The organism is Lysinibacillus sp. ZYM-1, from assembly GCF_001308875.1.
GTDB lineage: Bacteria > Bacillota > Bacilli > Bacillales_A > Planococcaceae > Lysinibacillus.
In genome coordinates this window covers 15,853-34,627 of record NZ_KQ465126.1, presented here as the reverse complement: position 1 = coordinate 34,627, position 18,775 = coordinate 15,853, and the positions used below count along the sequence as shown (strand labels likewise).

11 protein-coding genes are annotated in these 18,775 nt (G+C 37.3%); 6 read left to right on the top strand and 5 right to left on the bottom strand.

All coding sequences use genetic code 11. The annotated features are described in order from the left end of the window. Nucleotides 1-101 precede the first annotated feature (101 nt). The 3 genes from AO843_RS16035 to AO843_RS25605 form a co-directional block, all read right to left on the bottom strand. Complete coding sequence (locus AO843_RS16035; RefSeq protein WP_054612099.1) at nt 102-2,321, bottom strand: YcdB/YcdC domain-containing protein; 2,220 nt, start codon at nt 2,319-2,321, stop codon at nt 102-104. A 90-nt stretch (nt 2,322-2,411) separates the two neighbouring features. Continuing rightward, entirely contained in the window at nt 2,412-3,701 is a 1,290-nt protein-coding gene (locus tag AO843_RS16030; RefSeq protein ID WP_054612098.1) for a glycoside hydrolase family 18 protein, read from the bottom strand. Between the two features lie 167 nt (nt 3,702-3,868). Further along, nucleotides 3,869-4,048, bottom strand: a complete 180-nt coding sequence (locus AO843_RS25605; protein ID WP_054612097.1) for an RNA polymerase sigma factor — start codon at nt 4,046-4,048, stop codon at nt 3,869-3,871. A 183-nt stretch (nt 4,049-4,231) separates the two neighbouring features. Here AO843_RS25605 and AO843_RS16020 point away from each other — a divergent pair, with 183 nt between their 5' ends. Both AO843_RS16020 and AO843_RS16015 read left to right on the top strand, forming a co-directional pair. Further along, nucleotides 4,232-4,651: a hypothetical protein gene (locus AO843_RS16020; protein ID WP_054612096.1), complete on the top strand. Its 420-nt coding sequence runs from the start codon at nt 4,232-4,234 to the stop codon at nt 4,649-4,651. A 13-nt stretch (nt 4,652-4,664) separates the two neighbouring features. Continuing rightward, nucleotides 4,665-9,752 carry a DUF4132 domain-containing protein gene (locus tag AO843_RS16015; protein ID WP_054612095.1) on the top strand — a complete coding sequence of 1,696 codons (5,088 nt, stop codon included), beginning with the start codon at nt 4,665-4,667 and terminating at the stop codon, nt 9,750-9,752. A 44-nt stretch (nt 9,753-9,796) separates the two neighbouring features. Here AO843_RS16015 and AO843_RS16010 read toward each other — a convergent pair whose 3' ends face one another. Both AO843_RS16010 and AO843_RS16005 read right to left on the bottom strand, forming a co-directional pair. Continuing rightward, nucleotides 9,797-10,528: a hypothetical protein gene (locus AO843_RS16010; RefSeq protein WP_054612094.1), complete on the bottom strand. Its 732-nt coding sequence runs from the start codon at nt 10,526-10,528 to the stop codon at nt 9,797-9,799. After that, on the bottom strand, nt 10,521-11,858 hold the full coding sequence (locus tag AO843_RS16005; RefSeq protein ID WP_054612093.1) for an AAA family ATPase: 1,338 nt from the start codon (nt 11,856-11,858) through the stop codon (nt 10,521-10,523). The genes AO843_RS16010 and AO843_RS16005 overlap by 8 nt, the downstream gene beginning before the upstream one ends. A gap of 150 nt (nt 11,859-12,008) precedes the next feature. Between AO843_RS16005 and AO843_RS24585 the strand changes: the two genes are divergently transcribed. The 4 genes from AO843_RS24585 (at nt 12,009) to AO843_RS15985 (ending at nt 18,751) form a co-directional block, all read left to right on the top strand. Next, nucleotides 12,009-12,497 (top strand): hypothetical protein, encoded by a 489-nt coding sequence (locus AO843_RS24585; protein ID WP_054612092.1) that lies wholly within the window; start codon nt 12,009-12,011, stop codon nt 12,495-12,497. A 556-nt stretch (nt 12,498-13,053) separates the two neighbouring features. Beyond that, the gene (locus AO843_RS15995) at nt 13,054-14,802 is read left to right on the top strand and encodes a methyl-accepting chemotaxis protein (RefSeq protein WP_054612091.1); all 1,749 of its coding nucleotides are present in this window, start codon (nt 13,054-13,056) and stop codon (nt 14,800-14,802) included. A gap of 131 nt (nt 14,803-14,933) precedes the next feature. Further along, on the top strand, nt 14,934-18,101 hold the full coding sequence (locus AO843_RS15990; RefSeq protein WP_054612090.1) for a non-ribosomal peptide synthetase: 3,168 nt from the start codon (nt 14,934-14,936) through the stop codon (nt 18,099-18,101). Next, nucleotides 18,098-18,751, top strand: a complete 654-nt coding sequence (locus AO843_RS15985) for a 4'-phosphopantetheinyl transferase family protein (RefSeq protein WP_054612089.1) — start codon at nt 18,098-18,100, stop codon at nt 18,749-18,751. The genes AO843_RS15990 and AO843_RS15985 overlap by 4 nt, the downstream gene beginning before the upstream one ends. Nucleotides 18,752-18,775 lie beyond the last annotated feature (24 nt).

Below are 18,775 nucleotides of genomic sequence, written 5' to 3'. Positions count from 1 at the left end.
ACACTCCTTTCATTCCATATTACTTCCCTATTCAACCCCAAACTAACCTAAAAAGGACATTTCCTTCAATGAGGAAATGTCCTTACAATTATTCATGTAAACTAATAGTAGAAGTTTCTATCGCCTTTATTTTCTTGAACTGCTTTTGCTAAACGGACTGTTGAGACAGCCAAATCTGCATAGGACACACTCTTAGTAGCATTAAAATTATTTTGCTGTGCGTCGATCAGACCCATACCACTTGCGATCGCTATATAACCTGTATATGCCGGATCAATAGAAGCTGCATCAGCAAAGTTTAATTTATAAATATCCTTATACTTCGCCACGTTATCCAATTGCAATACTATTACTGACCATATTGCTAGCTCTTGGCGAGTCAAAGTTGCATCCACATCGAATTGATTGGCTGGCTGTAAAATCCCCATTCTTACTGCTTGTTCAACAACTCCATATAATGGATGATTTTTATCAATATTGTTGAAGGATTGCTTTTCTCCATCACCATTACCAAAATAGCCATATGATACTGATTTCAGTAAAATTTTCAATGCTTCCCCTTTTGTCACAGCTTGATCCGCATTAAAGTTTGCAGGATCCTTTACGTCTAAAATATTTTGCTTCAGTAGATAATTCAACTCATTAGCAGCTGTTGGATGGGAGATCACAAACTTTTCTTTCGACTCATCTACTGGTTTTAACCATTCACCTGTCGTCGCATCAATTTGATTAAATTGGCTATCGTCAAAAATAGGTGTATAGACTAAATTGAAATGTTTTTTATCTTTACTATTTTGCTTCACATATTGTAATTGAACATTTAGAGCCTTACTATATGACTCTTTTGCTTGCTCATTAGAAAACGTCTTATTTGGAGATGGCCAGTTTTTAATAGCTTGGCTACTAATATATAGTGAACGTAGAGAACCATCTGGACCTATAGCAACCATTAACCCATCACCACTAACCGGAATCCCATTGACAATGCGTGGGAATGTGAAATTATAGTCATCATTGTATTCATTTATTTCCACTTCATCAATTGGTTTAGAATACTCATGTAAGTACGAAGGGGCATATTCTTTTAAGTATCCAATTGCCTTTGTTAATGCAGCTTCACTAGAAATTTTGACCCCCTCATTATCTGATGTTGAGTATTCCTTGCTTATATCATTGTAGTGAATCACTTCTCCAGTTGCTTTCTTTATTTCTAAAGAGGTACCAACACTACTATTTTTATACGAATATGAATAGTGGATAGAATAAATAGTCTCACCATTTTCATTTTCTCTCTCATCAACCATACTTATTTCTAATTTTGCGTTATTATTTGAATCCGTTTTTATCATCGCTTTAGCTAATTCCTCAGCTTCTGCGATTGTTATTCCATTCTTACGTGGTCCCAATGGCTGAGCAGAGAGTTTTTCTACTTTTTTAGTCAATGGCACCTGTGATGTGAAGCCATTTGCAGATTGCCATTGACCAGAAAGTGCATGTACCCCATTAAGACCTGAAGATGGTACATAGACTAGCTTTGCAAATTGTTTACCAGTTTCAAAGTCATAGTCTATTACATAACGTAATTCTACCGATAAATTTTCACGTAGTTGAGCGAGTACATCTGATTCATTCTTTTTCTGATCAACACGATCAAATGTTGCCTGACTAATAGAATCAGAATAGCGATAGAAACTAGCAATCTCACCATTTGCAAGTACATCAATGGAAATTCGATAATTTGCAATCGGTATATTATCATGTGTCGGTGCATACACAAATGAATATCTTATTGGTTCTGATAAAGGCCTAGAAGAATTGAAATAATAGTCAAAATCATCCTCTTGGAGCTTATATCCTGCAGTATTCGGAATCTTTTTTAAGAAATCATCGGCAATTGTTTGGGCCTCCGTCTCAGAATACTTTGCTGGATACATAGCTTCTTCTTTATTCGCAGGTTCGTAATAGAAACTTTCCAGCTCCAAGCTATCTCCCTTAAATGTAAAACTTCCATGGATATCCCTACCATTTACTGTTTTATTAAAGCTAAGGTCGTATCGAATGGTTTTATCGTCACTAAAGTAATGCCCTGTCCCTATATGAAAATCAGTATCTTTTACAAAATCAAATTTCCCTGGGAAAATCTCGTGTATTTTTTTAATAAGCGTACTTTTTGAGACTTTTGTATCCGTTGAAGCAACTTGAATTTCAATTCTCTCTGAAGCTACCTTTTCATTTGCTGATGCTTGGGAGACTGGTGAAAATAAACTAACTGTGAAAGCTGTAGATGTTAAGATGATTCCTAAGTTTTTAAATTTAACCAATATAATCCTCCTAAAAAAATATTTACCATAATTATAATACAACTACCTAGAATAAGGTACACAATATCACCAGCATTACTATATATTGGATTATTTCTTCACTACGTTAAAATTAGCACCAATTAATAGCCAATTCTGAGGGAAGGGTAGTCCTAATTTCCAATAGCCAATGCCACGAAGATTATTCTGTTTGACAAGATTGAATTTAGCTTGAATGGATCTTGCATCTTCAAACCATACAATATGTGCCCGACCTTGTTCATCATAATATTCAAAAAATGGTGCTTGTGCTCTCCAATCATACTGAATAGCCGCATTATAACGTTTAGCAATTTCAATGGCTCTTTGTGGACTCAGTGCTTCTGCATTAGGCCCACCCTGAACAAATGGTAACGTCCAATCATAACCATATAAATTTTGTCCCAGCATAATTTTACTTGCAGGTATTTCACTAAGTGCATATTTTACAACAGCCTCTACTTCGGGAAGAGGGGAAACGGCCATTGGTGGCCCTGCTGAATAACCCCATTCATAGGTCATCAGTAACACAAAGTCTACTATTTCTCCATGTGCCTTATAATCATGTGCCTCTGTCCATGGACCTCGCTCACCCGCACTTGTTTTTGGAGCTAATGCAGTAGATACTGTGTATCCTTGAGCATGGAATTTTTCTACAGCTCTTCTTAAAAAATTGTTATAGGCTTGTCGTTGATCACCTGGTAAATTTTCGAAATCAAAATGGATATCCTTAACGTCCCCTAGTCTTCTAGCTTCCGCAAGAATGTTATCAAAGAGTATATCCTGGACAGCTGTACTTTGAAAAATGTCTCTCGCTAGATCTCCACTAAAACTAAAATTCTCCAGATTCGAAACGACCATCGCAAGGGAAGCCCCAGTATCATCTGCAATTTGTGTCACCCCTTGGCTTGGCGGTCTCTGTAAGGTGCCATCTCGTCTGGCCTCATAGCTAAATAAAGCTAAATATGTTAAATAGGGGCCCGCTTCTCTAGCTTGATCCAAAAGCACCTCACTAACAGATGTACCTCTCGGCTCTAAGTATGCTAATGTTTCTGCTCTTGTTTTTGGTGGTTGCGGAATATATAATCTCATCCCCACAGCTAATGGTTGATTCGGATTAATACCATTTACTTGGGCAAGTGTTACATAATTAATACCGAAACGTTGTCCAATTGACCATAAGCTATCCCCTGGCTGTACATAATAAAAACTTCCAACAATCGGAATCACAAGAGCTTGCCCCACAACTAAACGATTTGGCTCTGGAATTTGATTGGCATCTACAATACTTTGAACTGTAGTACCATATGCCTGCGCAATACCCCATAAAGACTCACCAGCACGTACAACATGTATTTGAATGATTTTACCTCCTTTTAGCTTGATAAATCATACCTATAAAGCTTATGAAATAGGAAAAGGAAAGATGTCTTTCAATAAACCACAAAAAAATCCATCGCATTTACAGCGAATGGATTTTCTGTTTTTATGTTGTTTACAGTTTTTTGACACGTTCTTTCTATGTATATCTACTGCCTATTACATGCAATAGATAAAATCCAAGTTTTTACTTTATCTTCATTCTTATAACGGTTGAATTGTTTAAGCACCTTGAAAAATATTTCTTGCGTAATATCCTCCGCTTCTTCCCTACTTTTTGTATAATAAAGCGCAAAATGATACGCATCTCGATGATAAAAATCGTACAAACGTTCTACTTCTAATATATCTTTGGCAAAACTTCACCCCACTTTCTACCTTACAAATAAGTCGTTGCAAGCTATTTTTCGTTACACATTTCCCAAAATATTTTACGCAACTCGCGTCATATGCCTTATTCTTTTCATAGTTCACACTCTTGTATAATGAGATTATTGTAAGGAGGTGTTAGATTGCGTTTATTTTACCAACAAAAAGCAATCGGTAAGAAATCACGTACGCTTCAACAAATTCCTTTTTTTATCGAAGAGCCTGTCATAACTTTACAAGATTTACTTAATCAGCTTGTCACACAACAGGTACAACAATATAACGATAAAATGGTAGATACGCCACTTCATCTTTATTTAACCGATCAGCAATTAGAAGATGCAGCTCAGTATGGCAAAGTACATTTTGAAGAGAAAAAGAACGATTCATGCCAATCAGTTGACCAAGCGATCTCTACAATGCTTCAAGCTTTTCAAGATGAGCTTTTCTTAGTACTTCACAATGAGGAGTCCATAGATTCGCTTACTTCACCACTAACCGTACAGGAAGACGATGTTTTTACATTTATTAAACTAACAATGCTTGCAGGACGCATTTGGTAAGGAGGGATTTTTCATGACACTATCACATGAACAAAAAGCACATTTTCAAAGTATAATCGATACCGCACCAACAACTATACAGCCACTAGCAGCAGCATTATTAAAATATATGGACAATCGAGATCATGACATTGAACAGCTTATTGCAGCACAGCAGGTTCAATCACTGGAAGAGTTACTTAGCGGTCCATTATTAGAGGTTCTTACTCTATTTTCTTCACAACAACGTGCACTCCAGATTAAGAAACTAGCATTACGTTATGATACTACGATGTTCCAAACTGGTATTTTACGTCGTTCGTTTCGTTCAGCTCATTCTGTACAAGATCATCTTTTTCAATGCTTGCAATTAATAGAAGAAATGCTGACATTTGAGGAAATTAGTCTGCAGGATTTACTAACTCACCATAGTCAATATGAGCATGGTTCCTATCCAAACTATAGCTCCTATGTATTGAAAAATGAAAATGACAAAGTAATGGGCTTTAATGTCTTTGAGCAGTTGCTGGCTGAAGAATTGTCCCTAGAAAATTCTTTCATTGAAGAGGCAGTGGAGAGTATTTTATTTGATGAGCATCATAGTAGCTTTTTCGGTCACCCACTCATTCGTGGCATTTTCAAATCAAGCAATAGTCGTATGCATGAAGCACTTGGTAAATTATTAGTAGCAGCTGCACGTCAAGAAGGGCTACGACAAGCGATTGTAGAAAATATTGACCATGGTAATCTGGATGCACAACTCAAAATGATGAAGCTCATTCAGGAGCATCAACTGACAAGGTTCTCCTCCGTTATTCGAGCAGTCGATACCTGGATGGGACTTGGCTATAGTAGCTTTGAAAATCAAAAAATAACGGAGGAAGTTTTGTCTTTAGCCATCCAAGCGATCGAAGACGATAACTTCACCGAACAGCTGCTAAAAAGTGAACGTACCATTGATATTTACGTCGCATTATGGGCGATCTCTACAAAAGATTATACGAAGCTAGATGGTCTGCTGGCCAATCTTTTAAAGCGGGATAAACATATACAGCTTACAACACTGGCCTTTTTGAAAAACCTATCAAAAATCTCCTTTACAGCACCTTTTGTGAAGGAATTAATTTTATCAACTAAAGATATCGAGCTATTTGCTTTTGCATGGGATAATTTCCTTCGTGCCAATCACTATATTAATAGTGAATATGCTAGAGATAATGAATGGGATAAAACGCTTCAAAGCTTCATGAATGAAAATTCTCAGCTACAGGGCGTAGAATATCCTTTATTTGAACAACTTGAATGGGCAAAAAATGAAATAACAAAAGATGGAATATCCATCACAGGAAAACCTCTATCTTTTGTCTTTGTACACTTGTCATTCGAAGACTTAATTTCAACACAAATTATTCTTGCCCATCATCTACAGGACGAGGCATTATTCAAACGAATCATCACACATGCAGATGCCTATCCACCATCAAGTAGGATCGGCCTACTGAATATTTATTGTCTTGATCCAATTGCACAAGGACAACGTGAATTTCTATTTAACTCTTTAAGAGATCGAAGCTCGATCAATCGTTCTCTTGCGTTAAAGAAAATACACGCTCTGACACCAACCAAAGAAGAAATAGCAAAAATCGAGGATCTTTTAGCCAATAAATCTGGTGCTCTACGGAAAGAGGCTATTTCACTCTTGAAAGTTCAGCCACAAGATCATATATTGCAAAGTGCTGAACGATTAATAAAAGACAGTAAGCAGTTAAAGAGGCTTGGAGGTCTTGAATTATTGTTAGAAGCCTCTAAAGACAACGACTTAGCAAGCGAAAAAATTACGGCATTATGCTCCCTATTACCAAAAGTATCAAAAAATGAACAAGTACTGCTCGAACAATTAGTAACTAGGGATGTACCAGAATATAACGAAAGCAATGGCTTTGGCTTATATACACCACATGCGCCTATTCCATACGATAGCATCGCCAATAGCCCTATCAAACTGAATGGTGAAGAACCTTGGCAGCAGCTTGTACCTTTATATGTACAGACATCTACACCCATTGAAAAGTTCTTTCAATATGATCTAGAAAAGCTTTTCTCTAAGTTGGAGCAACTCATTCAAATACTAGATGAGCATGCTGATTTTGAATATGAGACCTATCAATGGAACGACACCAAAGAGACTACTACTCTTGGGCAAAAATACAGTATTGTGGCCTCTAAAACAGACAGTCAGCGACATGCCAGTCTAGATGCTTACCCTATACCAGAGGTCATTGTTGAATGGATCAAATCATCATTATTTAGCAGTGAGGATTTAGCCTATTTTAACTTTTATAATAACCTATCAGAATATCCTGCTGCTCATGACCTTTCCGATGCAGCTCGTCTTCTTATCGAACCTTTCTTTCAATATGAAGAAATCAAAAAATATGTTACTCAATTTAACTCCTTGAAATATCGCTATACCCTTCAACAAATTTTTTCAGTTCTGTCGCAAGACATTAAGAATATTTCAGGAGAGACCATACTGCATAAAGAAGCCACTTCATTACTAGAACGGCATGCACCAGCATTTAATAGCTTTGAACAGGCAGTTGGTATTGTGCTTCAGCTATTAAAACAAATCCCTGCTGATCAGTGGCGGGTTGACGTAAGAGATAAAGGTTATTATTACTATCAATCCACATCTACGATTATTGACTTAGATGTTATTGAGGCATTTGTCGATCGATGCTTATCTGATTATGCAACTTATGGTGATTATGCTAAAATGCTCGCCATCAATGAAGAGCTAACAAAGCGCATGCAAAAAGAAAATTATAGCCCAAGCCTATACGATGTATCATTATTTCAATATTTAGATGCACTTAAAGTTGGTTTATTGACGCAAGACCATTTATATGAAGCCATTTTTACTAATACGCTCGCTTCAGAAATATTTACCGAGCCAAGTAAACTGCTAGAACGCTATCAGTCATTTGAAGACTTAACTGATTTCCTTGCTATTCGTGAACAAGCTATTGATCGTATATTAGCTATAGAGCTTAAACGTGGTGATACGCCTACCGCTGTTACCAAGCTTGCTAGTAGCATTTCTCACTTTGAAGGAATTGATTATTTCCTGCAAATTTTACAGGCACTCGATGGTGAAAAGCTTGCACGAGGCTATATTTGGCAGGCAGAAACGAAGAAGGATGTATTCTCGCGCCTTCTAACTAGCTGTTATCCTAAAAAGGAAGAAACTTCCCTGCAGTTAAAAGAAGCATGGCAAAACACTGAGATTTCTAAAGAACGTTTAATCGAAGCCATGATGTATAACCAACATTGGATAGACCTTGTTAGTGAAGTAATTGACTGGGAGGGGCTAAAAGAATCTGCTTGGTATTTTATCGCCCATACTACAGATTCTTTATCCGACTATGCCAAAGATCAGATTGCACTTTTCTCAAGCATAACTGCAGAAGATTTTCGTGATGGAGCCTTTGATTTAGCTTGGTTCCAAAGTGCCTACCAAACACTGGGTTCGAAAAAATTCAAACTTGTTTATGATGCAGCAAAATATGCTTCAGAAGGAGCCAACCATCGTCGTGCTCAGCTATATGCAGATACAGCCATTGGCACACTCAGTCCAAAGCCATTAATGAAGGAAATCCAAGAAAAACGCAATAAAGATAAATTGCGTGCACTTGGACTTATTCCATTAAAAAATTCAGATGATAAAGACGCTTTACATCGTTACCAATTTATTCAACAGTTTTTAAAAGAGAGTAAACAATTTGGGGCTCAACGTCGTGCGAGTGAGGCACGCGCAGCTAGTATTGCACTGGAAAATTTAGCACGCAATGCTGGCGATGGAGAAGCCACTCGCTTCACATGGCGGATGGAATTATCAGCTTTTAACGATATCCATCATTTATTTAATGCACAATCTATCGAACAAATAACAGCCCATTTACAAATCGAAGAAGATGCCACAGTTACTATAATCGTTGAAAAAGATGGTAAACAACTAAAGAATATTCCTGCTGCTTTAAAAAAGCACGTTGACATTGTCACTTTGCAAGAAGCTCGCAAAGATTTACAAGAGCAGTATAAACGTGCACGTCCAGCACTTGAGCAAGCAATGGCATTAGAAACAGTATTTTCAATGGAAGAGCTGATCAATTTATTAGCGCATCCAATTCTAGCTCCCCTTTTACAAAAGCTTATTTTTATTAGCGGTGAGCATGTTGGGATGATGACGCCAGAGGGCTTACAGGTACTTTCAGGTAACATTGTGAAACTGGCTCCAACAACAGCCTTCATGATTGCTCATCCTTACCATCTTCTTGAAAGTGGTCAATGGAGACAATGGCAAGCCTATATGTTCGAGCACAAAATACAACAACCATTTAAACAAGTGTTCCGTGAGCTATATCTCATTAATGCAGATGAAAAAGGACAAAAACAATCATTGCGTTATGCGGGACATCAAGTAAATCCATCTCAAACAGTGGCCTTGCTGAAAACACGAGGATGGCAAATTAGTTACGAAACAGGACCACGTAAAGTGTATTACAAAGAAAATATAGTGGCATCCTTGTATGCACAGGCAGATTGGTTTACTCCAGCAGAAATTGAAGCACCTGCTATCGAAGGTGTTTACTTCTACGATCGTTTAACAGGCAAAGGTATCGTCTTGGATGATATTCCAGCCACGATATTCTCAGAGGTTATGCGGGATATGGATCTCGTTGTCAGCGTTGCCCATGTTGGTGGGGTAGACCCTGAGGCAAGTCATTCTACTGTTGAAATGCGCAGTATCATTGTTGAAGAATTGGCTAAATTATTAAAGCTATCTAACGTAGAAATGAAAAGACAACATGCCCTAATTGAAGGTAAACTAGCAAGCTATTCTTTGCATTTAGGTAGTGGTGTGGTTCATCAAATTGGCGGTTCGATGATACCGATTATCGCTGTCCCATCTCAACATCGAGGACGCATCTTCTTACCTATGGTAGATGATGATCCACGAACAGCTGAAATTATGTCGAAGCTTTTATTGCTAAGTGAAGATTCCAAAATTAAAGATCCCGCCATTTTAGCTCATATTCGTAGCTATGAACAAATGCGTTAAGAGATACAATACAAAACAGGTGACGAAACATTTGTCACCTGTTTTTATTGTACATCCGTTTTTATCATTTCAAATAAAAGAGGTACATTCGTTCCTCGCTGTAATGAATGGCTACCTTCCATTAAAAATGACCAACTTTTTTTCATTTTTTCCCTATAGGGTAGTTCAGCACTAACTGGTAAATAAGCTTTTAAAAATTCCTCAATCGTACCAGACAGATTCTCAATAAACTCATCTGCTTTTTGGATTTTTTCCGTTGGTATTTCATTACGTTCATCCCATAAAACATGTTCTAAGTTTGTAGAAAAATAAAATAATTGATACGGCACTTTCAAGCGGTTAATACTAAAGTGGTCATTGGCAATTAAAATTCTGGCATTCCTCGCCTTCATTTCATTACGTTGTTCAATTTGCTCTTTACGCTTATCGGACTTCACTAAAATGGCATCTTCTGTATAAAACAATTTTTGCTCAATATTCTCATCTACTTTGACACATTCTGGTGCAATAAAGCAACCGTCTGCGTCTGTTATATGAACAACAGCCGTTAAATCATTTGCTAAAAACTTGTATTTTTCTAAATAACGCTGGATCACTCGTATAACACTGTTTTTAATATTCGGTATGCGTTTATTGGCATCCCATTTTGTCAATACATCCTCACGTTGTACATCAAAACGTATAGTAGCATTCGCGAAGTAAGCATCTAAATAATCCTCTAAAATAATTTGCTCCGTCTGCCCCTCAACAATGATTAAAAGTACTTTTTTAGTCATGCTGCACACCTGCTTTACGAAATGCACGTTTAATTTTGAATGTTTTTGTCTCCTTATAAATCTCTTCATCCTGGCCACCAATCTGGATAGCACGCAAGTAGACATCTCTGGCATTGTTGACTTCTTTAATACCTTTTAGCTGCATATAACGGTGATTTTCGTTTGTTGTCGTGAACCATAAATTTTTAATAGCTAGCACCTCTAACACTCGCAGATTATGGGATGTAAAAATAAGCTGTCCTTTTCCATCCTCATCTATCACTGTTAACAACTCACCCAGCAAATATTCAAAAACACCTGAATCTAATTCATCAATAACCACACAAGCATTTGGATTATTATATACAGCAATCAATACACTAAGTACAGAGATAATCTTTAAAATCCCTTCGGACTCTGTTCGCAAGGGTAATTCCTGCTCTCCACGCTGCGATAAAAATTCAAAACGAATTCCTTGCCTCCCATCATCCATTGTCTGCTTTGTAATGATATTAATCTTAATAGTCAGACCTGGAATAATAGCAGCTAGCACTCGGTTACTCTGCTCAATCACTTCACATAAAGCATAGAATGCATCCTCCGGCAATAAGGCGGGGCCCTTTAAATCATATGGAATTTGACCTCTTGTTTTCTCTAAATGAATACTAAATGGCATGATCCGTTCTTCAAATAGCGGGGCGATATTTTGATTATTAACAACGTGTAAATCTCCACTAAAATCAACTGCAATATTTTTTAGCAACTGCATCTCTTGTTCAGAAAGCCGTTCCTGTAATAATGGCTTCAAATCTTTATGAAAGAGAAAGGACCTATATTCCTTTCTTGCTAATTGTCGAATAACAAGTAATTGAATACGTGCTTGTTCACTTAAATCAGATAAACTAGATTTACGAATTTGAATATCATCCTCTGTCATAGCCATTAAAATCTTTGAACGTTTCCCTTTGTCGTTTTCTCGATACGAGATGCGTTCCAACGTTGTATAGAGACGATGCTGATCCTCTTGCAGCTCCACATAATAATGGACAAAAAATGTACCAAATTGATTCTCCACTAAAAATTCAAAATCAAGACTGGCTGTGTGCTCGCCTGCCAAGATTAGACGCTTCTCTTGTGTGGGTAACTTTACATCAGCAAGCCAACCTGAGATAAGTGTCTTCAATAAACCAAATGCATCTACAATGGTTGTCTTCCCAGAGCCATTTTGTCCATATAGTCCAACAACATTTGCTTGTAAAAATGTCTCGAAATTAACTGCCAGTATAATCTCACCCTGACGTACATTTCGTAAATTTTTTATGTTTATTTTTTTCATTTTAATGATCGCCATCTGCAAAACACCCTTTGCTCTTTTCCCTTATTATAATGGAATTTGTTATATTTTATAACAAACTCTAATTTAATTAGAACTAGCCTATAGCCTATGACATTCACAGTAAGTAGGCATATGTTAGAGAAAATTGAAGAAAGGTGTGTTTCATTGGTTTATCCTAGATTAGCTCCTGAAGATTTTAACAGTCAATTCCGCCCAGGGATGAAAATATGGGTGACACTTCCTACAGGTACTTATTCAGGTACATTAATTCGAACATTTGGAACAGGAGGAAGAACAGCTGAAATACAGTTAGATAACGGACAAATAGTGACCGTTGATGTTAGCCAAATAACTGCAGCAGGTACAGGAACACCTCCTGGTAGCTCCTATCCACCACCATACCCCTCACCTTATCCACCACCTTATCCACCACCCTATCCGCCGCAACCATACCCACCACGTCCATATCCGCCACAGCCATATCCACCGCAACCGTACCCACCACGTCCATATCCACCGCAGCCATATCCACCACAACCTCCACGTCCATATCCGCCGTTTCCAGGGGGACAATATCCAGGCTTCCCACCGCCATTATTACCAGGACTTCCAAACATATTGCCAGGAATCATAGGTAACCCAAGAGAGTCGTAACAAGTAAAGGCCTTCTCTTTGTTCAATTATGAATAAAGAAAAAGCCTTTTTTTACATATTTTTATTTTATTTCCATAATAAAAACCCGAAAAAGCAATAATGTTTCTTATTAGATAAGATATTGCTCAATAGGCAAAAAGACTTAAATAAAAATTAAGAAATAAGATTTTAGCCAAAAATTTAATTAAATTGAAATTGGCTCAGTTATGAGCATACTTGTTTTTTATATTAGAAACTATTTATTTTTTTGTAAAAATATCGTCTAAACTAAAAAAAGCATAGACTAAAACACTAAATATCTTCATTTATTTATCTATATATAGACTTTAAATAGTAAGTTTTCTGGGTTGTGAATCATTTTTTTTGGCAGTATAGTAGTTTAATGTTAGGGGATAATTAGATTACTTTGCACTGGTACATATTTTTGAGAAGGTATCTGGATTTCTATGAATAACAACAAGACTTTACATTATGGTAGTTTTATTTCATTGACTACATTATACATTTCTCATCCTCAGCTTGAAATATTTGTTATATCATAATTAGGAGGAAAAGCATGAAAAAACGTAAGAAGCAGCATATGTCCATTAGTAAAAAATTAACCGCAATAATGGTAAGTATTTTATTACTGTTTGGATTAGTTACTTTAGGTCTTTCTTATTATATAGTAAGAAATAGCAATTTAACAGACATGAATCAATCGCTATATGACAAAGGCATGATCTTAGCCAAAACAATTGATATCGAGACATTGAAATCGATATTAGAAAATCCTTCAGACAGCAACCCTAATGCTCTTCGATTGACGAAAGAAATGGATGCTATCAATGATCATTCGGATAGCATTACCAATCTCTTTTTAATTACAGTTGATGGGGGAAACATTAATGCACCTGTCCTTTCTTCTAGTATACTTGAACTAGGTGCTGAGTATAACCAGGACATGATTGCTATGGGCTTATCACCTGATTTTCTAGCAAGAATTAAAGAAGTTTTCAATACAAAGGATGCTACAGCTACAGATATTTATAGCGATGAATTTGGTAGCTATAAAACTGGTCTTACACCAATTTTGGATGAAGATGGAACTATGTTAGCTGCATATGCTATTGACTATGACGTTTCAATGGTAACTGGAAAGGCTATGTCAGAAGCACTCTGGACTTTGTTAGTGACAGTTATTTTCTTAATTGGTTCATCCATTGCCGTGTACACTCTTTTAAGAAAAAAATTAACACCCATTCAGCAGCTTTCCTTACAATCTAAAAAGGTAGCTGAAGGTAATTTAGAGCTTGAACCATTGCCTGTTACTTCGACAGATGAAGTAGGAGCGCTCACTCAAAACTTTAACTCTATGATTGAAAACTTAAAAGCGGTTATTAAAAGTACAACGAATGTATCTGCACGTGTATCAAACACAGCCAATATTTTGTCTACGAATATGCAGGAAACTTCGGATTCTTATAATAATGTAGCTTCTTCTATGCAAGAAATTGCGAGTGGAGCAGATCTCCAAGTTCAAAAGGCAAAAGAAAGTACAATTACAATAGAAGAAATGAGTATTGGTATTCAACGTATTGCTATGACATCCAATCAAATTTCGGAATCTTCTATCCTAGCATCTGAGGAAGCTGAAAGAGGGAATGAATCGACTAATAAATCTGTTGCCCAAATGAATGCTATTAGTCAGGCTGTTAATCAATCTGCAGCTTCTGTTAAATTGCTTGGTGATCATTCTAATAAAATTGAAGAAATTGTTGGTATTATTACGGGGATTGCCTCTCAAACAAATCTCCTTGCCTTGAATGCAGCCATTGAAGCTGCTCGTGCAGGTGAAGCTGGTAGTGGCTTTGCCGTGGTAGCCGATGAAGTACGTAAACTTGCGGAACAGTCTGAGGCTTCCGCTCGAGAAATTTCCACGCTTATTTCTCATATTCAGCATGATACGAACGAATCTGTGAATATTATGGTTCGCGCAGTGGAAGAAGTAGATCATGGAATCGTCATGATAAATGATTCGGAACAATCATTCAGTCAGATTTTAACGTCCATTCATCATGTGACAGGCCAAATTCAAGAACTGTCAGCAACAATTGAAGAAATGGCGGCTGGTATGGAAGAAGTAACATCTGCTGTTAAAGATATGGAGGACTTCTCAATCAACTCAAAAGATAATACAAGAGCCGTAGCTGCAACTTCTGCATCTCAGCTAAATACAGTACAACGAGTGTCTGAGGAAGCTCAAGTACTATCAGAGTTATCTGAAGAATTATTGAATGTTGTCAATACCTTTGTAGTCAAATAAAAAGAGAAAGGGCTGCCCTTATATGGAGTTTAAATCCTTTAGCACCCCACAGATTACTTTCTGTGGGAGCTAAAGGACTTAAAATCTCCTGCATAAGTGACTGCCCTTTTCTAAAATAGGAGTTGTAATGATTGAATAATAAACGAGAATTTGATTTTCCTACATCACAGTTTAATATGCATTTTTCTGAACAAGAGACGCTACTATCCAATCATACACAGCTATTAAATAAAGAGGATACTTTAGCCTATCAAACATTAAATCACACACTAGCTGACTATGATAAAAATATCACGGTACCTGAAGTATTTTATCAAGTAGCACAGCAATTTGCTGACCGTATCGCCCTATCCTATGAAGATGGAGGGATGACCTATCGTCAATTAAATGAACAATCTAACCAAGTTGCACATATGCTGATAGCCAAAGGTCTACAAAAAGGAGACTACGTGGCCATTATGATGGAACGTAGTAGAGAAACTGTTATCAGTTTATTAGGTGTACTAAAAGCTGGCGGTGTTTATGTTCCTATTGATCCTAGTTATCCAAAAGAACGTTGTCAATATCTATTAAACGATACGGGCGCACCATTTATCATAACGAAAAACGAACATAGTGCCTTACTGAATGACTTTATACATAATGATTCCCAATTACACACAGTGTTAACAATAAATCAAATGGAGAGTGACCTTTCACAAGAAGATCTACAATGTGACCTACTTCCATCCGATTTGGCCTATATTATTTATACATCTGGTTCTACAGGCAAACCTAAAGGCGTTATGCTTAAGCATGAAGCTGTTATAAACCTGATAACAGATAATCAAAGAATCTACCATTCAACTGAAGAAGATGTATTTTCTCAGTTTATCTCTTACAGTTTTGATCCCTCTGTGACAGAGACTTTTACTGCTTTCTTTTCAGGGGCAAGACTTCATATGCTCACAAGTATAGAGCGTTTATCAATAGAAGCATTTGCCGATATGATTGCCCGTGAACAAGTAACGACTGCAACTGTACCTAACGCTTTCTTTACACAACTAGCCACACATTTACCAATAGAGTATCGGGACAAGCTGACAACGCTTCAATACTTATCAGTCGGCGGCGAAGCCTTACTGCCTGCCATTGTCCAAAAATGGCAAGAGAAATTTGGCTATTCTACAGAAATTATTAATGTATATGGACCAACGGAATGTACAGTATTATCCTCTTACTTTAAGATAAATAGCCAGATAACAGACATGCAATCTAGTATTCCTATCGGCAAGCCGATTGCTAATTATGAGATGTATGTGGTGAATACGGATGAACAGCTTTGCCCAGTTCATGTAACAGGGGAGCTGTGTATTGCAGGTGCTGGCCTAGCAGCAGGATATTTACATCAACCTGAAAAAACAGCAGAGGTCTTTGTCCCCCACCTATTTAAACCAGAGCAAAAAATGTATCGTACAGGTGATTTAGTGCGCCTACTACCTAGCGGGGTCATCGAATTTGTTGGACGGAAGGATTCACAAATCAAAGTGAGAGGCTTCCGTATTGAGCTTGGAGAAATTGAAACGGTATTAAGCAATCATCCTAGCATTCAGGAATCTGTGATCATAGCCAAGAAAATGTCTGATGGAAATAACCATTTATTTGCTTATTTTACGGTGGCAAGTGGTATGCAGTTAGAGGAAGATGTTTTAAGAGACTACTTGGCTAACCTTTTACCAGATTATATGGTACCTGAACGATTCATCGAACTGCCAGAAATGCCATTATCCCCTACTGGCAAAATAGATCGTAAGCATTTAGCCACAATGGAAGTAACGTTATCAAGGAGCAATCCATATGTTGCCCCTGAGAATGATACACAGCATTTGCTAGCTAATGCATGGGAATATGTACTTGGTATCAATCCAATAGGCATTCACGATAATTTCTTCCACATTGGTGGACATTCATTAAAAGTACTTGAAATTCTTGTACAAGTGAAGAGGCATATACCTTTCCTAAAGATTCAGGATTTCTTCCAATATCAAACGATTGCAGAATTAGATCAATATATTCGCAGCTATCAGCCTGAAGATATTGACGTACAAGAGCTACCAGCTAACCTTGTCTTTAAGGACTTAATGGAGCCGAGCCAGCTTTCAGTCTCACAAACAGTGAAACCATTAACGATGACTACAGTTTTATTGACAGGTTCCACAGGTTATTTAGGTAGCCATGTATTATACGAGCTACTAGTCTCAACAAAAGCACATATCTATTGTCTAATTCGACCAAGTGAAAAGACAACTTTAGAGGGCAAGCTAATGGATAGTATGCAGTTTTATTTTGGACATGACATTGCTCGTCGCATGAAGGATCGAATAACTGTGGTTCAAGGCGATTTAGGTAGAAAAAAACTTGATTTAACTAGTGCAGATGAACAAGTTATACTTGAAGAAATCGATGCCATCATCCACTGTGGTGCAGATGTACGTCATTTCGGAGCGACGGATCATTTTAATAATGTCAATGTAAACGGAACGCGCTATTTACTTGAAATTGCAAAGCATAAACCAGGTGTTCATTTCCATTATGTATCGACAATTGGCATTCCAGAGGAGCTCGCTGCCATTCAATGGGGACCAAATGAAGCACAAGGTAATTTTAACTACGATGCAAAGCTTCATAATGTCTATACACAAAGTAAGTTGGAGGCAGAGAATCTTGTAAGAAATGCCGTGCATGACGCTATTCCTGTTTCTATCTATCGTGTAGGTAATTTAAGTTGTCATTCTGAAACAGGAAAATTCCAACGTAATATCGATGACAATGCCTTTTACCGTATGATTAAAGCTATGCTTTATTTAGGTAAAACACCTACTGTACAATGGCATGTTGACTTCACACCAATTAATTATGCTAGCCAAGCACTCGTTTCTCTAGCTAACCAGCCAGCAGCAAATGGGCATGTTTTCCATCTATGTAATCCTGTATCGCTTACTTATTTAGAGTTCATCGATATGATAAAGGAACTTGGTTATGATTTACAAACCATGTCAAAACAAGAATATACAAATTGGTTATTACATGGTGAGCATTCTAAAGAAGAACAGGAAAACTTGTCTTTAGCTATTGCACAGCTAGAAGGTGATGGAGCTAGTGACTCACCATTTATATTTAATTGCAAAAAAACGATAGAATTTCTAGCCAATACAAGCATCGAATGTGCTGTACCAAATACTGCATTTATTCACCGTATGATTGAATATGGTGTAGAAACAGGCTACTTTCCTAAGCTTAGACAAGTCAACATACGATGATCACAAATGATATACAGCTTTTTGCACTCCCTTTAGGAGCACGGTTATCTTCAGCGGAATGGGATGTGTTTAACAAAATTCTCCCTTCAAATGTTCAAAGAAAGATCAGGCAATATAAGCATTGGCAGGACCGTCAAAGAGCCTTGCTAGGTAACGCTCTTATCAGATGGGCGCTCCTGCCATTCCTGAATGATGCTACGTTCCATATTACTCATGACTCACATGGCCGTCCTTACGTTGCGAGTCATCAGCACTGGGAAGGCGATTTTAATCTTTCTCATTCTGGCAATTGGATTGTCTTGGCTGTAGCCACTAACGGGCGAGTAGGAATTGATGTCGAAGAAATAAAGCCAGTGAATGATGAAATTATGCACTATGCGTTATCTATGCAAGAGCTCCTAGTAACTCTTCATCAACCTCTACATGTTTTTTACGAATTTTGGACTTTAAAAGAAGCACTTTATAAAACAGGTTTATTTCCTATCATGTCGCCTCACTTGTTTGATACGATGGATATTAAAAGGACAAGAGTAGATCTTTCTACACAATTACTTTATCTCGATCAACGCCACCCTGTAACCATTTGCTGGAACAATTTATCTACTGGTGTAAAATTGACAACATTAAATAAACATCAGCTTCTGCAGTAATAACAACAGGAGGAGAAAATAATC

Excerpts from the sequence above, each read along its gene's own strand:
- AO843_RS15985 (WP_054612089.1), top strand. The coding sequence starts at position 18,098 with ATGATCACAAATGATATACAGCTTTTTGCACTCCCTTTAGGAGCACGG.
- AO843_RS16015 (WP_054612095.1), top strand. The coding sequence starts at position 4,665 with ATGACACTATCACATGAACAAAAAGCACATTTTCAAAGTATAATCGAT.
- AO843_RS16010 (WP_054612094.1), bottom strand. The coding sequence starts at position 10,528 with ATGACTAAAAAAGTACTTTTAATCATTGTTGAGGGGCAGACGGAGCAA.
- AO843_RS16005 (WP_054612093.1), bottom strand. The coding sequence starts at position 11,858 with ATGGCGATCATTAAAATGAAAAAAATAAACATAAAAAATTTACGAAAT.
- AO843_RS15995 (WP_054612091.1), top strand. The coding sequence starts at position 13,054 with ATGAAAAAACGTAAGAAGCAGCATATGTCCATTAGTAAAAAATTAACC.